Annotated in this window: 18 protein-coding genes; 11 read left to right on the top strand and 7 right to left on the bottom strand. The window is 72.8% G+C overall.

Annotated features, from left to right (window positions below):
* Positions 1–225: 225 nt before the first annotated feature.
* Positions 226–1491, top strand: a complete 1266-nt coding sequence (locus OG982_RS22905; RefSeq protein ID WP_266783857.1) for a glycosyl hydrolase — start codon at positions 226–228, stop codon at positions 1489–1491.
* Between the two features lie 120 nt (positions 1492–1611).
* Complete coding sequence (locus OG982_RS22900) at positions 1612–3900, top strand: endo-beta-N-acetylglucosaminidase (protein WP_266783859.1); 2289 nt, start codon at positions 1612–1614, stop codon at positions 3898–3900.
* 27 nt (positions 3901–3927) lie between these two features.
* Here OG982_RS22900 and OG982_RS22895 read toward each other — a convergent pair whose 3' ends face one another.
* The gene (locus OG982_RS22895; RefSeq protein WP_266783861.1) at positions 3928–5340 is read right to left on the bottom strand and encodes a HAMP domain-containing sensor histidine kinase; all 1413 of its coding nucleotides are present in this window, start codon (positions 5338–5340) and stop codon (positions 3928–3930) included.
* Between the two features lie 11 nt (positions 5341–5351).
* Complete coding sequence (locus OG982_RS22890) at positions 5352–6062, bottom strand: response regulator transcription factor (RefSeq protein WP_266783863.1); 711 nt, start codon at positions 6060–6062, stop codon at positions 5352–5354.
* 328 nt (positions 6063–6390) lie between these two features.
* Between OG982_RS22890 and OG982_RS22885 the strand changes: the two genes are divergently transcribed.
* The 8 genes from OG982_RS22885 (at position 6391) to OG982_RS22855 (ending at position 12726) form a co-directional block, all read left to right on the top strand.
* Positions 6391–7176: an amino acid ABC transporter ATP-binding protein gene (locus OG982_RS22885; protein ID WP_266783865.1), complete on the top strand. Its 786-nt coding sequence runs from the start codon at positions 6391–6393 to the stop codon at positions 7174–7176.
* A 116-nt stretch (positions 7177–7292) separates the two neighbouring features.
* Complete coding sequence (locus OG982_RS22880; protein WP_266783867.1) at positions 7293–8144, top strand: glutamate ABC transporter substrate-binding protein; 852 nt, start codon at positions 7293–7295, stop codon at positions 8142–8144.
* Between the two features lie 83 nt (positions 8145–8227).
* Positions 8228–8902, top strand: a complete 675-nt coding sequence (locus tag OG982_RS22875) for an amino acid ABC transporter permease (protein ID WP_266783869.1) — start codon at positions 8228–8230, stop codon at positions 8900–8902.
* The gene (locus OG982_RS22870; protein WP_266783871.1) at positions 8899–9792 is read left to right on the top strand and encodes an amino acid ABC transporter permease; all 894 of its coding nucleotides are present in this window, start codon (positions 8899–8901) and stop codon (positions 9790–9792) included. Before OG982_RS22875 ends, OG982_RS22870 begins: the two co-directional genes overlap by 4 nt.
* Before the next feature lie 167 nt (positions 9793–9959).
* Positions 9960–11564 (top strand): NAD(P)/FAD-dependent oxidoreductase, encoded by a 1605-nt coding sequence (locus OG982_RS22865; RefSeq protein WP_266783873.1) that lies wholly within the window; start codon positions 9960–9962, stop codon positions 11562–11564.
* Positions 11565–11605: 41 nt separating this feature from the next.
* Complete coding sequence (locus OG982_RS31065; protein WP_311318651.1) at positions 11606–11692, top strand: putative leader peptide; 87 nt, start codon at positions 11606–11608, stop codon at positions 11690–11692.
* 99 nt (positions 11693–11791) lie between these two features.
* Positions 11792–12319, top strand: a complete 528-nt coding sequence (locus OG982_RS22860) for a cysteine dioxygenase (RefSeq protein WP_266783875.1) — start codon at positions 11792–11794, stop codon at positions 12317–12319.
* Complete coding sequence (locus tag OG982_RS22855) at positions 12316–12726, top strand: rhodanese-like domain-containing protein (RefSeq protein ID WP_266783877.1); 411 nt, start codon at positions 12316–12318, stop codon at positions 12724–12726. The genes OG982_RS22860 and OG982_RS22855 overlap by 4 nt, the downstream gene beginning before the upstream one ends.
* Before the next feature lie 441 nt (positions 12727–13167).
* On the opposite strand, the gene OG982_RS22850 is transcribed toward OG982_RS22855, so the two are convergent.
* From OG982_RS22850 to recA, 3 genes are all read right to left on the bottom strand, one after another.
* Entirely contained in the window at positions 13168–15741 is a 2574-nt protein-coding gene (locus OG982_RS22850; RefSeq protein WP_266783879.1) for an FtsX-like permease family protein, read from the bottom strand.
* A gap of 105 nt (positions 15742–15846) precedes the next feature.
* Positions 15847–16455, bottom strand: a complete 609-nt coding sequence (gene recX, locus OG982_RS22845; RefSeq protein ID WP_266783881.1) for a recombination regulator RecX — start codon at positions 16453–16455, stop codon at positions 15847–15849.
* 3 nt (positions 16456–16458) lie between these two features.
* Positions 16459–17568 (bottom strand): recombinase RecA, encoded by a 1110-nt coding sequence (recA, locus tag OG982_RS22840; protein WP_266783883.1) that lies wholly within the window; start codon positions 17566–17568, stop codon positions 16459–16461.
* Positions 17569–17806: 238 nt separating this feature from the next.
* Here recA and OG982_RS22835 point away from each other — a divergent pair, with 238 nt between their 5' ends.
* Positions 17807–18568 (top strand): Clp protease N-terminal domain-containing protein, encoded by a 762-nt coding sequence (locus OG982_RS22835; RefSeq protein ID WP_266783885.1) that lies wholly within the window; start codon positions 17807–17809, stop codon positions 18566–18568.
* Here OG982_RS22835 and OG982_RS22830 read toward each other — a convergent pair.
* Positions 18516–19619, bottom strand: a complete 1104-nt coding sequence (locus tag OG982_RS22830; protein ID WP_323139299.1) for an AI-2E family transporter — start codon at positions 19617–19619, stop codon at positions 18516–18518. The genes OG982_RS22835 and OG982_RS22830 overlap by 53 nt on opposite strands.
* A gap of 228 nt (positions 19620–19847) precedes the next feature.
* On the bottom strand, positions 19848–20042 hold the full coding sequence (locus tag OG982_RS22825) for a DUF3046 domain-containing protein (protein WP_266783889.1): 195 nt from the start codon (positions 20040–20042) through the stop codon (positions 19848–19850).
* Positions 20043–20122: the final 80 nt, after the last annotated feature.

The raw sequence follows: 20122 nt of genomic DNA, 5'->3' as shown, positions 1-20122 counted from the left end.
TCTCTCAGCTTGAGAGGCCATGAGCCCTGCTGTCAACGGCGCTGAAGCGCATAAGTTCCGCCTTCTGAGGCCCTGTTGACTTACCTCGTGGCACCCGGCAGGTTGTGCGTCACCCGGCGAATTCCCCAGAGTCCCAGAACCCGAGAGTCCCAGAACCCGAGAGTCCCAGAACCCGAGAGTCTCCGAACCCGAGAGTCCCAGAACTCCAGAACTCCAGGACGCCTTATGCACGACGAAGTCACCCCTCGTCCGCTCCGCTTCGGCGCCAACTACACCCCGACCCGCGGCTGGTTCCACCACTGGCTCGACTTCGACCTCGACGAGGTGCGGGCCGACCTCGACTCGATCGCCGCGCTCGGCCTGGACCACGTCCGGGTCTTTCCGCTGTGGCCGGTGTTCCAGCCGAACCGCGCGCTGATCCGGCCGCGCGCCGTCGAGCAGCTCGTGGCGCTGGCCGACGCGGCCGCCGAACGCGGCCTCGACGTCGCCGCGGACGGCCTCCAGGGGCACCTGTCGAGCTTCGACTTCCTGCCCGCGTGGACCACGACCTGGCACCGCCGGAACCTCTTCACCGACCCGGACGTGATCGCCGGTCAGGAGGAGTACCTGCGCACGCTGGCCGCCGCCCTCGCGGACCGGCCCAACTTCCTCGGCATGACCGTCGGGAACGAGGTCAACCAGTTCTCCGACGCCCCGCACCCCTCCCCCGACCGGATCACCCCGGACCAGGCCGGCCGGTGGCTCGAAAGGATGCTCGCCGCCTGCGAGAAGGGCGCCCCGGGGCGGTTCCACCTGCACGCCGCGTACGACGCCGCCTGGTACCAGGACGGGCACCCGTTCACCGTCGCCCAGGCCGCCCGGCTCGGGGCCGCGACCGCCGTGCACTCCTGGGTGTTCAACGGCACCGCCCAGCGCCACGGCCGCACCGGGACGGCGACCGAGCACCATGCCGCGTACCTGATCGAACTCTCCAAGGCCTGGGCGCGCGACCCGCACCGGCCGGTGTGGCTCCAGGAGGTCGGGGCGCCCGCGCCGCTGATCCCGGCGGAGCACGCGGCGGAGTTCACCCGGGCCACCCTGGCGGGCGCGCTGGACTGCGCGGACCTGTGGGGCGTGACCTGGTGGTGCTCGCACGACGTGTCGCGGGACCTCGCGGACTTCCCCGAGCTGGAGTACGGGCTCGGCCTGCTCACCAACGGCCGCGCGGTCAAGCCCGCCGGGGCGGCCGTCGCCCGCGTCGCCGGGGAGTGGCGGGGCCGGGAGCACCGCCCCGCCGTACGGACCACCGCGCTCGCCGTCGACGTCGGCGGGGCGCAGACGGCGCCGCGGCGCTCGGTGTGCGCGCCGGGCGGGGCGTTCTTCGAGGCCTGGGCGGCGCTGACCGCCGAGGGGGTCCGCCCGGCGGTGGTGCTGGCCGAGCTGGCCGAGGACCGCGCCCACCTGTCCGCGCGGGGCATCACCGAGGTGCTGCGCGTGCCCGACGTCACCTGACCGGTCCCTTCCACCCCTCGCCCCGACCCGGACCCGCACCCCGCACCCCGCACCCGACCCGCACCCCGATCGCGAACCCCCACCCGCACCCCGACCCGCACCCCTCATCGAGGAGCCCGCATGTCCGAGACCGGCAACGGCGCCGAACCTCGCACCGCCCGCTCGATACGCCCGCCCCGCAGTACGCCGAGCAGAACGAACCCGCCGAACCCGCCGAGCCCGAGCCCGAGCCCGACGAGACCGACGAGCCCGGCCGGCCTGGTGCCCCCGGCACCCCCCGCACCGCAGACCCGGCGCGGGGTGCTCGCCGCCGCGGCCGGGGCGGGGGCCGCCGCACTCCTCGGCGCGACGGGCGCGGCCACCGCCTCCGCGGCCCCTGCCACCGCAGCCCCCGCCACAGCAGCCCCGGCCCCGGCCCCGCCCGAGGTCACCCCGGTGGCTCCGGCCGCCCTGCCCGACCTGGCCCCGTACGCCTCCTACTGGTTCCCCGACTCGCTCCCGAGCGGGACCCCCGGCCCCGGCATCGTGTGGCGCTCGCTGCTGCGCTGGAGTCCGGAGTCGGACCCGGACCTCGCCCACAACACCGCGACCGTCCCGCTCGCGCCGCGCTTCACGCCCGTGCCCGCGCACCCCGGCGCCCGCGCCGGGCAGGCTCGCATCGCCTCGCTCGTCTCCTTCGGGCCGACCTCGCGCAACCCCTCCCAGGGTTCCCCGACCGCCGACTACTACGCGCTCACGCACTGGGCGTACCTCGACGAGCTGGTGTTCTGGGGCGGCTCCTCCGGCGAGGGCATCGTGCTCGCCCCGAACGCGCCCGTGGTCGACGCCGCGCACCGCAACGGGGTCCCGGTGCTCGGCAACGTCTTCCTGCCGCCCGTCGCGTACGGGGGCGACCTCCGCTGGACGCGGGACCTGGTCCAGCGGGACGCGCTCGGCCGGTTCCCCGTCGCCGAGAAGCTCGTACAGGTGGCGCGGACGTACGGGTTCGACGGCTGGTTCGTCAACGCCGAGACCGACGGCGGGGACAGCGCCCTCGCCACCCGGATGCGGGAGTTCCTGCGCGCCCTGCGGGCGGCCGGCGCCCCGCACGGCCTGCGCATCACCTGGTACGACGCCATGAACAGCACCGGGCGCGTCGGTTGGCAGGGCGCGCTCAACGCCCTGAACCAGGAGTTCTTCGAGGACCGGGCGGGCCGGGTCGCGGACAGCGTGTTCGTGGACTTCCGCTGGACGCCCCGGTCGCTGGCCGCCTCGGGCGCGCTCGCCGACCGCCTCGGCCGGAGCCGGTACGAGCTGTGGGCGGCCGTGGACACGGAGTCCAACGGCTGGGACTCCAGTGTCCGTTGGGACGCCTTCGTCCCGCGCGATCGCCGGCACGTGGTCAGCTTCGGCTTCTACCGTCCCGAGTGGACCCGCAACCACCTCACCGACCGCTCCCCGGGCGCCTTCCACCGCGCCGACGACCGGTTCTGGACGGGCGAGTCCCTGGACCCGGCCCGGCCCGCGCCCGGGGCGGCCTGGCGGGCACCCGCCACCGCCGTCGCCGACCGCTCGACGGTCACCGCGCTCCCGTTCGCCTGCGCCTTCAACACCGGGCACGGGGAGCGCTGGTACGAGGGCGGCGAGATCACCTCCGACGCCCCGTGGAACCACCTCGGGCTCCAGGACCGCCTGCCGGGGCGGCGCTGGGTGGTGGACACGGCCGGGGAACGCCCCTCCGTCACCCTCGACTTCGCGCGGGCCTGGCGCGGCGGCTCCAGCCTGCTGGTGGCGGGCCGGCTCACCGCGCCTGCCGTCGTCGGGCTGCACCGCACCCGCGTCCCGCTGACCGGCGCCACGGTGCTGGAGCTGGTCCACGCGACGGAGTCGGGCGCGGTGACCGTGGAGATCGGCGTGGCCACCCGCGAGCCGTCCGCACCGGGCGCCCCCGTCCCGTACGCCTGGCGGAAACCGGAGGCGTCCGGCACCACGAACGGCTGGCAGACCTCCCGGTTCCGGATCTCCTCCCCACCCGGCACCACCGCCCACGCCCTGGCCGTACGGATCACCCCGGCCGGGAACACACCGGTGTCATGGCGGCTCGGAGCCCTGTCGCTGCACGACGCGCCCGCCCGGCGGCAACCGGCCCCGCCAGGTGCCCTGACGGTGACCGCCTCGGCCCAGGAGAACGGCAGGGCCTCGCTCCGGCTGGCCTGGCACCGCTCCCCCGGGCCGGTCCGCCACTACGAGGTGTCCCGCGTCCTCCCCGACGGCACCCGCCGCTTCCTCGGCGGCACCTGCGCCGCCGCGCTCCACCTCCCCGCCGTCGACCGCGCGTCCGGGGAAACGGCGGCCGCCTTCGAGGTCCGCGCGGTGGACGAGCTGTACGCCCTCTCCGCCCCGTCCGCCACCACCCTCGCCTGGACCTGACAGCGGGGCGGGCGGGCGCTCGGTCGCTCAGGTGGGGTGCGGGTCGGTGCGCGGCACCGACACCGTCACCCGCAGCCCGTGCGGCGGGTTCTTCTCGTAGGAGAGGGATCCGCCGCCGGCGGCGAGCAGCGCGCGGGAGATGGACAGGCCGAGCCCGGAGCCCTTGATGTTCTGGTGGCGGCCGCTGCGCCAGAAGCGGTCGCCGACGCGCAGCAGCTCCTCCTCGGTCAGCCCGGGGCCCCGGTCGGCGACCACGACGAGCACCGAGCGTCCTTCGCCGGCGACCGACACCTCGACCTCCTCACCCTCAGGGGTGAACTTGAGGGCGTTGTCGATGACGGCGTCGAGCGCGCTGGACAGGGCGATGGGGTCGGCCCAGCCGGTGACGGCGGCCCGGCCCGTCTCGGTGAGCCGTACGCCCTTCTCCTCGGCGAAGGGCCGCCAGGCGGCGACCCGCTCGGCGGTCAGGGCGCCGATGTCGGTCAGGCTGATCTCGGCGGAGGCGTGCTCGGCGAGCGCGAGGTCGAGCAGGTCGTCGAGGACCTGGGCGAGGCGTTTGCCCTCGGTGCGTACGGAGGCGATCTCCTCGTTGCCCTCGGGGAGTTCGAGGGCGAGCAGCTCGATGCGCAGCAGCAGGGCGGCGAGCGGGTTGCGCAGCTGGTGGGAGGCGTCGGCGACGAACGCCCGCTGCTGTTCCAGTACCTCTTCGACGTTGTCGGCCATCTCGTTGAACGAGCGGGCCAGGCGCCTGAGTTCCGGAGGCCCGCCGGCCGCGGCGACGCGGGAGTTCATCCGCCCGGTGGCGATGCCGTGGGCGGCGGCGTCCAGGGTCTGTACGGGCTTGAGCACCCAGGTGGTCAGCCGCAGGGCGGCGCCGAAGGCGAGGAGCATGGCGGCGCCGAGACCGGCGACGATGAGCAGCCAGCCGTTCAGGATGCGGGCGCGCATCTGGTCGGTGGGTGATTCGGTGGCGACGACGGCGACGACGTCCCCGTCGAGGACGACCGGGGAGACGACGAGGAGTTTGCCGTGCGTCTGCCAGGGCCACACCTGGCCGGGGTCGTGGCTGCGGCGTCCGGCGAGGGCCTCCTCGAAGGCCCGCCGCCCGTCTTTGGAGGAGGGCAGCTGCCACCAGCCGGGCGACCGGGCCATGGCGTTGTCGTCGCGGTAGAAGACGCCCACCCGGATGCCGTACAGCTCCTGGTAGCGGGCGAGTTCCTGCTGGAGGGTCTTGCGGCGTTCGTCGGCGCCGGAGGCGCCGGAGCCCTCCGCGTCGATGACGAACTGGGCGAGTGCGGCGAAGCGGGCGCTGTCGTCGATCCGGTCGACGACGACGCGCTGCTGCTGTCCGGCGGCGAGGGCGACGGCGAGCGGGAATCCGAGCGCGACCAGGACGCCCGCCATGAGGATGACGAGCAGCGGGAGCAGCCTGGCGCGCACGGCAGGGGCCGCTAGGAGGCGGCCGGGGTGACGAGCCGGTAGCCCACCCCTCGGACGGTCTCGATGAGCGCGGGCATGCGCAGCTTGGAGCGCAGCGAGGCGACGTGGACCTCCAGGGTCCGCCCGGTGCCCTCCCAGCTGGTGCGCCACACCTCGCTGATGATCTGCTCGCGGCGGAAGACGACGCCGGGGCGCTGCGCGAGCAGGGCCAGCAGGTCGAATTCCTTGCGGGTGAGGGGTACGTCGGCGCCGTCCACGCTGACGCGGCGGGTGGGCAGCTCGATGCTGACGGGCCCGAGCCGGACCACGCCGGGTTCGCCGGCCCCGGCCGTCCCGGCGGCGGCGTCCTCGGAGGCTCCGGTGCGCCGGGCGACGGCGTGGATCCGGGCGAGGAGCTCGCCGGTGTCGTAGGGCTTGACCACGTAGTCGTCGGCGCCCATGTTGAGGCCGTGGATCCGGGAGCGCACGTCGGCGCGCGCGGTCACCATGATCACGGGTGTGCTGGTGCGCTTGCGGATCTTGCCGCAGACCTCGTAGCCGTCCTGGTCGGGCAGGCCGAGGTCGAGCAGGACGACACCGAAGGGCGGGGCGTCGGCGGGGAGCAGGGCCTGGAGGGCCTCCTCGCCGTTGCGGGCGTGCGTCACCCGGAAGCCGTGCCGGGCCAGGATCGCGGACAGGGCGGCGGCGACGTGGTCGTCGTCCTCGACGAGCAGCAGTCTCACTGCGTCCCCCTTCCGTGGTCTTCTTCGAGGTCTGAGGATCTTCGAGGTCGTCGGGATCCGCGAGTGTGTCGCTGCGGCCCGTTCACGTTCCGTTCACAGGCCACCCTGCATCCATACCGATGGAGAGTCCCACGTCAAGGGGGTTCCGGTCCGGCGCGCCTTCCGTTACGCACCCGGTACTCCCCGCGCGGCTCCACGGCCGGGCGTGCCCACGGAGCGTATCCGGGCGAGGCCGTATCGTTATGCTCAATTCTCCCTCAGATGTGATGACGCTGTGCGCGACCTCTCACTACTGTCCTCCCAACCGAGGAGGACGGAGCAAGAGCCGATGAGCGGAGTATCAGTGACCAAGGACGTGCAGGACGCGGCCGGCGCCGCGGACGACCTGGTCGTACTGAGCAACGTCAACAAGCACTTCGGCGCGCTGCACGTGCTTCAGGACATCGATCTGAGCATTGCCCGCGGTGAGGTCGTCGTGGTGATCGGTCCCTCGGGATCGGGCAAGTCCACACTGTGCCGGACCATCAACCGACTGGAGACCATCGACTCGGGCACCATCACGCTCGACGGCAAGGAACTGCCCGCCGAGGGCAAGGAACTGGCCCGGCTGCGCGCCGATGTCGGCATGGTCTTCCAGTCGTTCAACCTGTTCGCGCACAAGACGGTGCTGCAGAACGTCATGCTGGGCCAGCTGAAGGTCCGCGGGACGGAGCAGTCGACCGCCCACGCGAAGGCGCAGGCGCTGCTGGACCGGGTGGGCGTCGGCTCGCAGGCCGACAAGTACCCGGCGCAGCTCTCCGGCGGCCAGCAGCAGCGCGTGGCGATCGCCCGCGCGCTGGCCATGGAGCCGAAGGTGATGCTCTTCGACGAGCCGACTTCGGCCCTCGACCCGGAGATGATCAACGAGGTGCTGGAGGTCATGCAGCAGCTCGCCGCCGAGGGCATGACGATGGTGGTCGTCACGCACGAGATGGGCTTCGCCCGCTCTGCGGCCAACCGGGTCGTCTTCATGGCCGACGGAAAGATCGTCGAAGAGGCCGCGCCCGAGCAGTTCTTCAGCAACCCGCGCAGTGACCGCGCCAAGGACTTCCTGTCGAAGATCCTGCACCACTGACGGTTTCGTCTGGTAGTGAATCCGTTGGCGGATCACTGCCGCAGCGATGCGGTCGGCGGTGCACCCGTCGCACTCGCCTCATCCTTCAACTACGTCTCATCCGAGGGAAGTTCATCATGAAGCTCTTCAAGGCCGGTGCGGCCGCGGCCGTGTCCGTCGTCCTCGCACTGACGGCCACCGCGTGCGGCGGCAGCAGCGACAAGGCCAGTGACGGCGGCGCGTCCGGTGGCGCCAAGGGGAACAAGGTCGTCATCGGCATCAAGTTCGACCAGCCCGGTCTGGGCCTGAAGACCCCGGACGGCAAGTTCACCGGTTTCGACGTCGACGTCGCGACGTACGTGGCCAAGGAGCTCGGTTACGAGCCCAACCAGATCGAGTTCAAGCAGGCCATCAGCGCCGAGCGCGAGAACCTCATCTCCAACGGCGACGTGAAGTTCGTCGTCGCGAGCTACTCGATCAACGACAAGCGCAAGGAGAAGGTCGACTTCGCCGGCCCGTACTTCCTCGCGCACCAGGACCTGCTGGTCCGCGCCGACGACAACAGCATCACCAAGGCCGAGGACCTCAACAAGAAGAAGCTCTGCTCGGTCGCCGGTTCCACCTCCGCGCAGAACGTCAAGACCAAGCTGGCGCCCGACGCCGACCTGAAGGAGTCCGCGGGCTACTCCGAGTGCCTCACCGGCCTGGAGAGCAAGTCCATGGACGCGCTGACCACGGACAACTCGATCCTGGCCGGTTACGCCGCGCAGGACAAGAACAAGGGCAAGTTCAAGCTGGTCGGGCTGAGCCTGAGCAACGAGAACTACGGCATCGGTCTGAAGAAGGGCGACAAGGAGCTCCAGACCAAGATCAACGCCGCGCTCAAGAAGATGGTCGCGGACGGCGCCTGGGAGGCGGCCGTGAAGAAGAACTTCGGCCCGGCCAACTACAAGAACGAGCCTGCCCCGCAGATCACCGAAGGCAGCTGATTCCTCGGTGAGGAGCGTCGCCGCCCGCCTGTCACGGGCGGCGGCGCCCCTCGCCGGCCATCCTGGGGAGAGCGCAGGGCATCGTGTTCGATTTTCTTGATTCTGGGCAGTACGACGTGCTCGGAGCCTTCTGGGTGACGGTTCAGCTCACCCTCTACTCGGCGGCCGGATCCCTGATCTGGGGCACCGTCCTCGCCGGGATGCGGGTCAGCCCGGTCCCGCTCATGCGCGGCTTCGGCACCGCCTACGTCAACGTGGTGCGCAACACCCCGCTGACCCTGCTGGTCATCGCGTGCTCGCTCGGTCTGAGCGAGACCCTCGGCATCACGCTGGGCGGCGGCACGTTCAAGGAGACCGGCTTCCGGCTGGCCGTTCTCGGATTGACGGCCTACACCGGCACCTTCGTCTGCGAGGCACTGCGCTCGGGCATCAACACCGTGCCCGTGGGACAGGCGGAGGCGGCGCGCGCGCTGGGCCTGAGCTTCTTCCAGGTGCTCACGCTGATCGTGCTCCCCCAGGCCTTCCGGGCGGTCATCGCGCCGCTCACCAACGTACTGATCGCCCTCACCAAGAACACCACGGTGGCGGCGACCATCGGCGTGGCCGAGGCGGCCCTGCTGATGAAGGAAATGATCGAGAACGAGGCGGACGCGCTCTTCGCCGTCTTCGGGGTCTTCGCCCTCGGCTTCGTCCTGCTGACCCTGCCCACCGGCCTCCTGCTGGGCTGGGTGGCCAAGCGAGTGGCGGTGAAGCGATGAGCTCCGTTCTGTACGACACCCCGGGCCCCAAGGCCAAGATCCGCAACTGGATCTACTCCGGTGTCTTCGTCGTCGCGTTCGCGCTCGTCCTGTGGTGGGCCCTGGGCCTGATGTCGGAGAAGGGCCAGCTCGAAGCCGACAAGTGGAGCCCCTTCCTCACCGACAGCCAGATCTGGACGACGTTCCTGATCCCCGGCCTGCTGGAGACGCTCAAGGCCGGTGTGATCGCCGTCGTGATCGCCCTCCCGCTGGGCGCGCTGCTCGGCATCGGCCGGCTGTCCGACCACGCCTGGGTGCGCGTCCCGGTCGGCGCGTTCGTCGAGTTCTTCCGCGCCATCCCGGTGCTGATGCTGATGCTCTTCGGCAGCGCCCTGTACGTGCAGTTCTCGACGGTCTCCTCCGACGTCCGGCCGCTGTACGCGGTGGTCACCGGCCTGGTGCTGTACAACTCCGCGGTCATCGCCGAGATCGTCCGGGCGGGCGTGCTGTCCCTGCCGCGCGGCCAGACGGACGCGGCCAAGGCGATCGGCATGCGCAAGGGCCAGGTCATGGTCCACGTCCTGATCCCGCAGGCGGTCACCGCGATGCTGCCGGCCCTGGTCAGCCAGCTCGTGGTGATCCTGAAGGACACGGCGCTCGGCGGCACCCTGCTCGGGCTCGCCGAACTGCTCTCGATGGCCCGGCAGATCTCCGCGAACTACAGCAACACCATCGCGACGTTCACGGTCATCGCGCTGATCTACATCGTGGTGAACTTCGCGCTCACCTCCGTGGCCTCCTTCCTGGAGAGCCGTCAGCGCAAGTCGCAGAAGACCACCGGCGCGGTCGTCGGCGGCGACGTGGCCGAAGTCGACGCGGGCGGCGCCGCGGGTGTGGGCGAGGCTCCCTGATCCCAGCTCTCTGACACCCGGTCAGTACACTGGCGTGACACGTGTGGTGCGGCGGATCTCTTCCGTCGCACCACACGGCATTGTCGCGACCGGCGTCACTTGACGCAGGCACCTCCAGTCGGTTGCATACCTTCTGTGATCACATACCGGACATCGGGAGCCGCGTCATGGACCCGGTGATCGTCGTCGGCGCAGGGCCCGTCGGACTCTCCCTGTCCCTGGCCCTGGCCGGCTCGGGCGTGCCCTGCGTCGTGCTCGACGAAGGCCCCGGCAAGGACGAGCCCCGGCCCGCCCGAACCGTCGTGCTGCACTCCGACACCGCGGCCATGGCCCACCGGCTGGGCTGTACGACACTGCGCGACGAGGGCGCGTACTACGCCGCCTGGCGCACCCTGCGGCGCGGGCGTGACACCCAGCGCGTCACCTTCGAGGACCACCCGGCGCCGCTGCACCTGCCGCAGCACGCCCTCACGCGCGGGCTGCGCGACGCCGCCGCCGCGCACCCCCTCGTCCAGCTGGTCCCCGACAGCAAACTCGACTCCCTGGAGCAGGACGGCCGGGGCGTCACCGCGCACACCAAGGGCGCCGAGACCACCTGGTGGCGCGGGAGCTACCTGGTCGGCTGCGACGGCGCCCGCTCCACCGTGCGCAAGCTGCTCGGCATCCGCTTCCCGGGCCGCACCGCCGTCGAGCGGCACGCCGTGGCCGCGCTGCGCACCGAGCTGCCGTGGCCCGGCGAGGCCCTGCTGCACCGCCGCGCCCCCGACGAGGTCACCGCGCGGCCGCTGCCCGACGGGGTGTGGCGGCTGGACTGGCTGCTTCCGCCGCGCGGCGAGCTCGTCACCCCCGACGCGCTGGTCACCCTCATCCGCGACACCCTGGCGACGTGGTGCGGTGGCACGACGCCCCCGTACGAACTGATCGACACCGGCGTCCACACCCTGCACCACCGGCTCGCCCGGCGCTGGCGCGACGGCCGGGCCTTCCTCGCCGGGGACGCGGCGCACCTGCTCGGCGCGCTCGGCACCCAGGGCGTCGAGGAGGGGCTGCGGGACGCCGAGAACCTGGCCTGGAAGCTGGCGCTGGCCTGGCACCAGGGGGCCTCCGAGGCGCTGCTCGACGGGTACGAGGACGAGCGGCGCAGGGCGGTCGCGGCCCGGCTGCGCGCCGCCGACCAGGCGATGCCGGCCCTGCGCAGCGGCGGTGGACTGCGCACCTACCTCCCCGGAGCCGCACGCTCCGCGGAATCCCTGCTCACCGACGGCCACTTGGGGCGCGGCCCGCTCGGCGCGGCCCCGACGTACGGCCCGCCGGTCGCGGTGCGCGAGGTGCCGACCGCCACCGAGCCGGGCGGCCCGGTGGCGAACGTTCCCGTGACCGCGCCCGACGGGTCCACGGTGCCGCTGCGCGACCTGCTGGGGCGGGGCCGGCTGCTGGTGCTCCTGGTCGCCCCGGGCACCGGGGTGTGGGACCGGCGGCACTGGCTGGGCGCCGGGCTGATGCCCCGGCTGGCGGCGGCGGTCAGTGCGCTGCCGGTCAGGGCCGAACTGCTGGTCGCCGACAGCTACCCGGGGGCGCCGGCGCACACCGTGCTCCTCGTACGGCCGGACGGCCACCTGGCGGCGACCTTCGCCGGGGTGCGGCCGGCCGAGCTCTACGAGGCGGCGGACACCGTCCGCGCGGGCGCGCCGGCCTCGGCCACATCGTCAACTCCAGCCACTCCCGCCACTCCGGCGGCTCCTGCCACCTCCGCGATTGCTCCACCCGCTTGATCGATTGACCCGTATCCCGTCCTCGTGCTTCACTCGCGGACATGACCGGCAACGACGTACGCCTGTGGCGGAGGGTTCACATGGACCTGCTCCGCTACGCGGGCTGCGTGTGTCGCCCTTCCTGCTGATTCGCCCTCTCCTCCGCGCGCCCCGTGCCCCGCACCGCTGCCCTGCACTGCTCTGCCGGGCCCGCGCGCACCTTCGCGAACCCCCAGGACGGTCATTCCATGTCTGTTGCCCCTGCGCCCACCCGTGTCTCCGCGGGCCCCACCACCGCCGAACTCCTCTCCTTCGCCCTGCGCACCGCCGCGGACCCCGAGATCGTGGACTCGCTGCCCCTCGACCCGGAGGGCCGCACGTGGATCCGGCTCGACGGGCCCGGCGGCAGCGAGGCCTGGCTGATCGGCTGGCCGCCGGGCACCGGCACCGGCTGGCACGACCACGCCGAGTCGCGGGGCGCGTTCGCGACCGCCCGGGGCCGGCTCACCGAGCACTCGCTGGCCGTGCGGCTGCCCTCGGAGGGCTGGCGCAGCCTGGTGCTCGCCGCCGACGTGGACCGGGAGCGGAGCCTGCCGCAGGGGGCGGCCCGCGGCTTCTCCGAGCACCACGTGCACGAGGTGCTCAACGAGTCCCCGACCGAGCACGCGGTCTCGGTGCACGCGTACTACCCGCCGCTCCCGCTGATCCGCCGCTACAGCCGCAGCGGCCCGGTGCTCACCCTGGAGCACGTCGAGCGCCCGGCGGACTGGCAGTGAGCGCCGCCGCCGCGCCGACCGGCATCGACGCCCTGATCGACCGGGTCCGCGAGACGTACACCCGCGTCGACGCGCAAGCCGCGTACGCCGCTTCCCGCCGGGGCGCGCTCCTGGTGGACATCCGCTACCAGGCGCTGCGCGAGCGGGACGGGCTGATCCCGGGCGCGCTGGTGATCGAGCGCAACGAACTCGAATGGCGCCTGGACCCGCAGGGCTCCCACCGCACCCCGCAGGCGACGAGCCACGACCTCCAGGTGATCGTCATCTGCAACGAGGGCTACGCCTCTACGCTGGCCGCTGCTTCCCTCCACGCCCTGGGCCTCCACCGGGCAACGGACCTGGAGGGCGGCTTCCAGTCCTGGAAATCCACCGGCCTCCCGGTCCTCCTCAAACCCCGGACGCCCTGAACCCCCTGGGTGCTCCGCCCCAGCCCCGCCAGGGGACCCCCAGCCCCGCCGGCGTTTGAGGCGCGGGGGCTGAGGCGCGGGGGCTGGGGCGCGGGGGCTGGGGCGGAGCCCCAGGGCGGGTCCGGGCAGAGCCCGGGAAACGGAGAAAGGGCGGGGCGGGGAGCAGCGCCGCAGGCCCGCCCCACCCCGCCCGGCCGGGCCCGCCACCTGCCACCTGCCACCTGCCACCCGCCACCCGCCACGACCCAGCGTCGAAGGAACGCCAGCCCCGTGGCCAGCCCCACCCCCGCCCAACGGCGCAGCAACCCCGGCCCGGTGCGCACACCACCCACCCGACGGCGGAACAGCCCCCGCCCGGGGCCCGCCCCCACCCAGCGGTGAAGCAGCCCCGGACACGGGGTCCGGGGCGGACGCGGGCGGGAGGCCCCGTACCGGCCTCGGCTAGGCCTTGGACATCGCCACCCCCACCGGAGGTACCCGCAGGGCGAGCCGCCCCGGAACCCCGGTCGCGCCCAGCGCCAGCAGCCCCGCCACGCCCACGACCACCGCGTAGGCGACCGGCCGCACCGCCGGCGCCGCCACGCCCGTCATGCCGACACTGAACGCGGTCAGTACGGCCAGCGCGATCCCCGACCCCAGCACCACCCCGATCAGCAGCACCGCCACCGCCTCCGCCCGCAGCATCCCCCGCACCTGCCTCCGCTTCGCCCCGGCCAGCCGCAGCATCGCGAACTCCCGCAGCCGCTCGGCGGTCGACATCGCCAGCGTGTTGACGACCGCGATGGCGGTGAACGCCAGCACCAGCCCCATCGCCAGCAGGTTGATCTCCGCCCCGGCGGCCTGCCGCTCGGCCCGCGCCCCGTCCGCCTCCGCCGCCGACAGCACCGCGACCCCGGCGAACCCCGCCACCGCGGCGGCCAGGCGCTCCCGTCCGACCCCCGGCTCCGCCGCCACCAGCACGCTGCCCGCCAGCGGATTGTCGACATGCCCGGCGACCAGCCCGTGCGGCAGCGTCAGATCCCCGAAGCCCAGCCCCCGCGCGTACACGGCGGCCACCGTCAGCGTCACCGGCGTCCCGTCCCCCAGCGTCAGCTTCAGCGAGCTCCCCGGCTTGAGCCCCAGCTGGTCGGCGGCCAGTTCGCTCACCGCCGCGCTGCGCTCCCCGAACCCGGTCAGGCTCCCGCTCGTCACCGCCGGGTCCCACGTCCGCTCCAGCCCGGCCGGGGTGACGCCCTGCGCCGCGTACTTGGCCAGCCCCACCCGTACCGAGGTGTGCGTGATCTCGGTCGCGGCGGTGACCCCGGGGGTCCGCCGGATCTTCTCGGCGGCGGCCCCGCTCACCCCCGGCCCCTGCGCGGCGAGCACCCACTCGGCCCGGATGCCCTCGCGCGCCTGCGCCCGGGCCGCGCCGCCGAGCGTCGGCGTGACGAAGAGCACCGTGCAGGTCATCCCGATCAGCAGGGTGAGCGGGGTGACGGCGGAGGCCATCCGGGTCGCGTTGCCACGCAGGTTCGCGGTGGCCAGGTGGCCGCCCGCGCCGGCCAGCCGCAGCGGTCCGGCGAGCAGCGCGGTCGCGGCCCGGACCAGCAGCGGGCCGAGCAGGCAGACGGCGCCCGCCAGGACCACCACGGCGAGGAACGTCACCGGGGTCGACGCCGGCTCGGTGCGCAGCGAGCCGAGTACGACGACCAGCACCGCCCCGCCGGCCAGCAGCAGCCCGCCGACGGCGAGCCGGATCCAGCCGGGCCGCCCGCGCTCGACGGCGGCTTCGGCCAGCGCCTCGGCCGGGCGGATCCGGGCGATGCGCCGCGCGGTGATCCGGGCCGCCGCCCAGGCGCCGAGCAGACTGGCGCCGACGGCGGCGAACATCGGGAAGATCCCGGCGGTGCGCTCCAAGGTGGCGGGGATGGCCCCGGTCTCGATGAACCGGCCGTGCAGCCAGGCGGCGAGCGGCAGTCCGGCGACGGCGCCCGCGACCCCGGCGGCCAGGCCGACGAGCAGCGCCTCCCGGCCGATCAGGCGCCGCAGCTGCCGGGGGGTGGCGGCGATGGCGCGCAGCAGGGCGAGTTCGCGGTGGCGCTGCTGGACGGAGAGGGCGAACGTGCCGACGACGACCAGGATCGCCACGAGCAGCGAGGTGCCGCCCATCGCACCGCCCATGGAGACCAGCTTGACCCGGGCTCCGGCCGCGTCGAGGAATTCGACGGGCCCCCGCCCGTCGCCGTGGGCGACCAGCGCGGTGGTGCCCTTGAGGGCCCGCCCGACCCGTCCGGCCAGCTCGCCCGCGTCGACGCCGGGCGCGGGCAGTACCCCGATGGCGCTGACCTGCCCTTCGCGGGCGGCCAGCCGCTGGGCCTCGGCGTCGGCGAAGAACAGCGAGTGCTGCCGGCCGAGGCCGCCGAGGGCGCCGCCTCCACTGCCCCCGCCACCGTCACCGGTGCCCGCGACCCCGCTCACCAGGTACGTCTTCGGCTCGCCCGTGGCCTGGACGGTCAGCCGGTCGCCCGTCTTGAGCCCGGCCCGGGCGGCGAGTTCACGGTCGACGACGATCTCGTCGCCGCCGCGCGGCGCGCGGCCCTCGCCGAGCGTGAAGGGGGTGAGGACCGCCGAGGTCCAGGCGTGCCCGTACGAGAGCTTCCCGTCGAGCGGGGCCTTGACCAGGGGGACGGCCTGGAAGGTGAGTTCCGGCACGGCCCGCTCGACGCCGGGCACGGCGCGGACGGTGTCCAGGGTGGCGGCCGGCAGCCAGGCCCGTTCGGCGACGGGCTTGGCCTTGTGCTTCGTCTTGGTCTTGCCCTTCTTCTCCTTGACCGTCGTCTCGTGGACGTTCTGGTCGGCGGAGACCACGACCGGCGCGGCCGCGTAACGCTCGGTGGCGATCTTTCCGCGGAGTCCCGTTTCCAGGAGGGTGCCGCAGGCGGTGATCAGGGCCGCCGCGCACAGGAGGGTGACGAAGGCGCCGAGGAACCCGGCTTTGCGGTGCCGGACGGTCTGGAGGGCGTAACGCAGCATCATGTGATCAACTCTGCTGCCAGGGACGGCTCCTGACATTGGAGCACCCCGGCGTCCGCACCGGGGGGCTACCCCCACCCCCGGTCGGCACGTCAGCGATTCAGCGGTTCAGAACCCCTGGTACCCCAGGTCGTCGGCGTCCTCGCCTTCCTCCTCCAGGGCACGCCGGACCACCCGCAGGGCCATGCCCTCCGGGTACCCCTTGCGGGCGAGCATCCCGGCGAGGCGCCGGAGCCGCTTGTCACGCTCCAGGCCCCGGGTCGAGCGGAGCTTGCGCTCCACGAGCTCCCGGGCGGTCTGCTCCTCCTGCTCGGAGTCCAGCTGTTCCAGCGCCTCCTGTACGAGGGTGGCGTGCACCCCCTTGGTACGCAGCTCCTGCGCGAGCGCCCGGCGGGCGAGGCCCCTGCCACGGTGCCGGGACTCGACCCAGGCCCCGGCGAAGGCGGCGTCGTCGATCAGGCCCACTTCCTCGTACCGGGAGAGGACCGCCTGCGACACCTCCTCGGGGATGCCCCGCTTCTCCAGGGCGTCCGCGAGCTGCCGCCGGGTACGCGGCATCCCGGTGAGCAGGCGCAGGCAGATCGCCCGCGCCTGCTCCTCGGGACTCTGGGGCGGCAGTTCCTGGCGGCCTTCGCGACCGCCTTCCCGGCGGCCCTCCCGGCCACCTTCGCGACGGCCTTCACGGCCGCCCCCGCCGCCCCTTTCCTGCTCCCGCACGGATCAGCTCTTGGCCACGGCGGCCTTGGCCGTCGTCTTGGCCTTCGATGCCGGGGCGGGCACGGCCGCGGCATCGGCGGGGGCAGCGGCGCCCGCCTCGTCGGCGGCGGCGTCCTTGCGGACACCCACGCCCAGCTTCTCCTTGATCTTCCGCTCGATCTCGTTGGCGAGGTCGGGGTTGTCCTTGAGGAAGTTGCGGGCGTTCTCCTTGCCCTGACCGAGCTGGTCGCCCTCGTACGTGTACCAGGCGCCGGCCTTGCGCACGAAGCCGTGCTCCACGCCCATGTCGATCAGGCCGCCCTCGCGGCTGATGCCCTGGCCGTAGAGGATGTCGAACTCGGCCTGCTTGAACGGCGGCGCGACCTTGTTCTTGACGACCTTGACGCGGGTGCGGTTGCCGACCGCGTCGGTGCCGTCCTTGAGGGTCTCGATACGGCGGATGTCGAGGCGCACGGAGGCGTAGAACTTCAGCGCGCGGCCACCGGTGGTGGTCTCCGGCGAGCCGAACATCACACCGATCTTCTCGCGGAGCTGGTTGATGAAGATCGCGGTGGTCTTGGACTGGTTGAGCGCACCGGTGATCTTGCGGAGCGCCTGGCTCATCAGTCGGGCCTGGAGACCCACGTGCGAGTCGCCCATCTCGCCCTCGATCTCCGCGCGCGGCACGAGCGCCGCGACGGAGTCGATGACGATCAGGTCGAGCGCGCCGGAGCGGACGAGCATGTCCACGATCTCCAGCGCCTGCTCGCCGGTGTCCGGCTGCGACAGGATGAGGTTGTCGGTGTCGACGCCGAGGGCCTTCGCGTACTCGGGGTCGAGCGCGTGCTCGGCGTCCACGAAGGCGACGGTGCCGCCGGCCTTCTGGGCGTTGGCCACGGCGTGCAGGGTCAGGGTCGTCTTACCGGAGGACTCCGGGCCGTACACCTCGATCACACGGCCGCGGGGCAGCCCGCCGACGCCGAGGGCGATGTCCAGCGCGGTCGACCCGGTGGGGATGACCTCGATGGGGTCGTTCGGCTTGTCGCCGAGGCGCATGACCGCACCCTTGCCGAATTGCCGTTCAATCTGTGCGAGAGCGGCGTCGAGAGCCTTCTCACGGTCGGTGCCTGCCATGGGTTCCACCCGATTTGCTTGAGTCGATCGCTTCACGCCATTGACGCTAACGCCTGCCACTGACAATGCGCTTCCACGCCCGGTTCGGCTGTGGATAACTCATGAGAATAGATGTTCGATTTCCCTGTCAAGCGCGCCACACCAGACCCGGGAGCGCCGCCATACGGCAAGTCCACCACCACGCCACCTGACAACCCAGGGTTGACACCCTCTCGACTGTCAACCTACGGTTGCGCCTATGACGAACCCTTCGGTGGAACCCGTTCGCATGACCAACCCGGTACGCCTCGACGACTTGATCGAGGCCATCAAGAAGGTCCACTCCGACACCCTCGAACAGCTCAGCGGCGCCGTCGTCGTCGCCGAGTCCCTCGGTGACGTCGCGGACCACCTCATCGGCCACTTCGTGGACCAGGCCCGCCGCTCCGGCGCCTCCTGGACCGACATCGGCCGCAGCATGGGCGTCACCCGCCAGGCCGCCCAGAAGCGCTTCGTCCCCAAGGCCGACAAGGAGGGCGAGGGCGGCATCGACCCCAACCAGGGCTTCGGCCGCTTCACCCCCCGCGCCCGCAACGTCGTCGTGACCGCGCAGAACGAGGCCCGCGCGGCCGGCAACCCCGAGATCCGCACCGAGCACCTCGTCCTCGGCCTGCTCGCCGAGGACGAGGGCCTCGCCGCGCTCGCCCTGAGCGCCCAGCGGATCGCGCCGCAGGACATCCGCGCCGCGGCGACCGCCGCCCTGCCCCCGGCCTCCGGGGAGGTCCCCGACCTCGTCCCCTTCGACGCCTCCGCCAAGAAGGCCCTGGAGCTCACCTTCCGCGAGGCCCTGCGCCTGGGCCACAACTACGTCGGCACCGAGCACATCCTGCTCGCCCTCCTCGAACTCGAGAACGGCGAGGGCGTGTTCAGCGGCCTCGGCGTCGACAAGGCCGCCGCCGAGGCGACCGTCAACGAGGCCCTGGCAGCCTTCCTCGCCGCAGCCGAGGAGAAGAAGCAGTAGTCGCGGGCTCCCCGGCCGCGCGTTCCGTCAGCTCGTACCGCTTCACGTACGCCCCGAGGAACGCCTGCAGCGTGGCGACGGCCGGGATCGCGATCAGCGCCCCGACCGCGCCCAGGAGGGCCGTGCCCGCGATGACGGACCCGAAGGCCACCGCCGGGTGGATGTCGACCGTCTTCGAGGTCAGCTTCGGCTGCAGGACGTAGTTCTCGAACTGCTGGTAGATCACCACGAAGCCGAGCACGTACAGCGCGTACCAGGGCGAGTCCGGGAACGCGATCAGCATCGGCAGCGCGCCCGCCAGGTAGGTGCCGATGGTGGGGATGAACTGGGAGACCAGCCCCACCCACACCGCGAGCGCGGGCGCGTACGGCACCTGCAGGACGACGAACACGACGTAGTGCGCGACGCCGGAGATCAGCGCCATCAGCCCGCGCGAGTACAGGTACCCGCCCGTCTTCGCGACGGCGATCTCCCAGGCGCGCAGCACCTCGGACTGCTTGGAGGGCGGCAGGACGGAGCACAGCGCGCGCCGCAGCCGCGGCCCGTCGGCGGCGAAGTAGAAGGAGAACAGGCCGATCGTCAGGAGCTTGAAGAGCCCGCCGAGCACGGTGGCGGACACGTCGAGCACGCCGGTCGCGCTGTTCTGCACGTACTTCTGCAGCCAGTCCGAGTGCAGCAGGCTGTCCTGGATCGCCAGCCGGGACAGCTTGGTGTGGAAGGTCTCGTTGATCGTGCTGATCACCGAGTCGAGGTAGCCCGGGAAGCCGCCCACCATGGCGACGATCTGCCCGGCGAGCATCGAGCCGAGCAGGACGACGAAGCCGACGGCCGCGGCGAACACCCCGAGGAAGACCAGGAAGGTGGCGAGCCCGCGCCGCATCCCGCGGGCCGCCATCCTGGCCACGGCGGGCTCGACCGCGAGGGCGAGGAAGAACGCGATCAGGATGTTGACGAGCAGCCCGACGAGCTGGTGGAAAGCCCAGCTGCCGAGCTGGAAGCAGGCGTAGAGGGCCAGTACGAGGATCACCGCGCGCGGCAGCCAGCGCGGCATCCGGGCCGCCGCCGCGGCTCCTCCCCGGTCGGGCGGGTCGGGGGGCCCGTGGACCCCGGCGGGCTCGGGGCTCGCGGCGGGTCCGGGGCTGCCGGCGGGCTCCTGGCGGGGCGGCCCCACACGGGCTGCCGCGCCTGCCCCGTCTGCCTGGTCGGTCGTGTCTTCAGTCGCTGCCACGACCCCAGTCTGTCCCACCCGCCACCCGTTCGAGGCAGTCGGTGCGCGGCGTCAGCGCAGCGAGGCCGGCACGTCCATCGCCGAACACACCGCGCGCCACACGTCCTTGGCCTCCCAGCCGGCGTCCAGCGCCTGGTGGACGGTGCGCCCGCCGAGTTCCGTCATGACGTGGTCCCGCGCGAAGGAGTCCGCGTAGGCCGCGCCGAAGTGTTCGGCCATCCGTTCCCAGAAAATCGTCAACCGCATGCCTCCAGTATCCCGCCCCGGAGAGTGCACCGGCCCCGTTCCCGCCCCCTGTCCGCGCGACGGCGTCCTACGGTTTCACG

It is taken from the genome of Streptomyces sp. NBC_01551 (genome assembly GCF_026339935.1).
Lineage (GTDB): Bacteria > Actinomycetota > Actinomycetes > Streptomycetales > Streptomycetaceae > Streptomyces.
This window is presented reverse-complemented; position numbering and strand designations above follow the sequence as displayed.

Bases quoted from the DNA above. Each gene is read 5' to 3' on its own strand.
- OG982_RS22905 (WP_266783857.1), top strand. From the start codon at position 226: ATGCACGACGAAGTCACCCCTCGTCCGCTCCGCTTCGGCGCCAACTAC.
- OG982_RS22900 (WP_266783859.1), top strand. From the start codon at position 1,612: ATGTCCGAGACCGGCAACGGCGCCGAACCTCGCACCGCCCGCTCGATA.
- OG982_RS22885 (WP_266783865.1), top strand. From the start codon at position 6,391: ATGAGCGGAGTATCAGTGACCAAGGACGTGCAGGACGCGGCCGGCGCC.
- OG982_RS22880 (WP_266783867.1), top strand. From the start codon at position 7,293: ATGAAGCTCTTCAAGGCCGGTGCGGCCGCGGCCGTGTCCGTCGTCCTC.
- OG982_RS22870 (WP_266783871.1), top strand. From the start codon at position 8,899: ATGAGCTCCGTTCTGTACGACACCCCGGGCCCCAAGGCCAAGATCCGC.
- OG982_RS22865 (WP_266783873.1), top strand. From the start codon at position 9,960: ATGGACCCGGTGATCGTCGTCGGCGCAGGGCCCGTCGGACTCTCCCTG.
- OG982_RS31065 (WP_311318651.1), top strand. From the start codon at position 11,606: ATGACCGGCAACGACGTACGCCTGTGGCGGAGGGTTCACATGGACCTG.
- OG982_RS22860 (WP_266783875.1), top strand. From the start codon at position 11,792: ATGTCTGTTGCCCCTGCGCCCACCCGTGTCTCCGCGGGCCCCACCACC.
- OG982_RS22850 (WP_266783879.1), bottom strand. From the start codon at position 15,741: ATGATGCTGCGTTACGCCCTCCAGACCGTCCGGCACCGCAAAGCCGGG.
- recA (WP_266783883.1), bottom strand. From the start codon at position 17,568: ATGGCAGGCACCGACCGTGAGAAGGCTCTCGACGCCGCTCTCGCACAG.
- OG982_RS22835 (WP_266783885.1), top strand. From the start codon at position 17,807: ATGACGAACCCTTCGGTGGAACCCGTTCGCATGACCAACCCGGTACGC.
- OG982_RS22830 (WP_323139299.1), bottom strand. From the start codon at position 19,619: ATGCCGCGCTGGCTGCCGCGCGCGGTGATCCTCGTACTGGCCCTCTAC.
- OG982_RS22825 (WP_266783889.1), bottom strand. From the start codon at position 20,042: ATGCGGTTGACGATTTTCTGGGAACGGATGGCCGAACACTTCGGCGCG.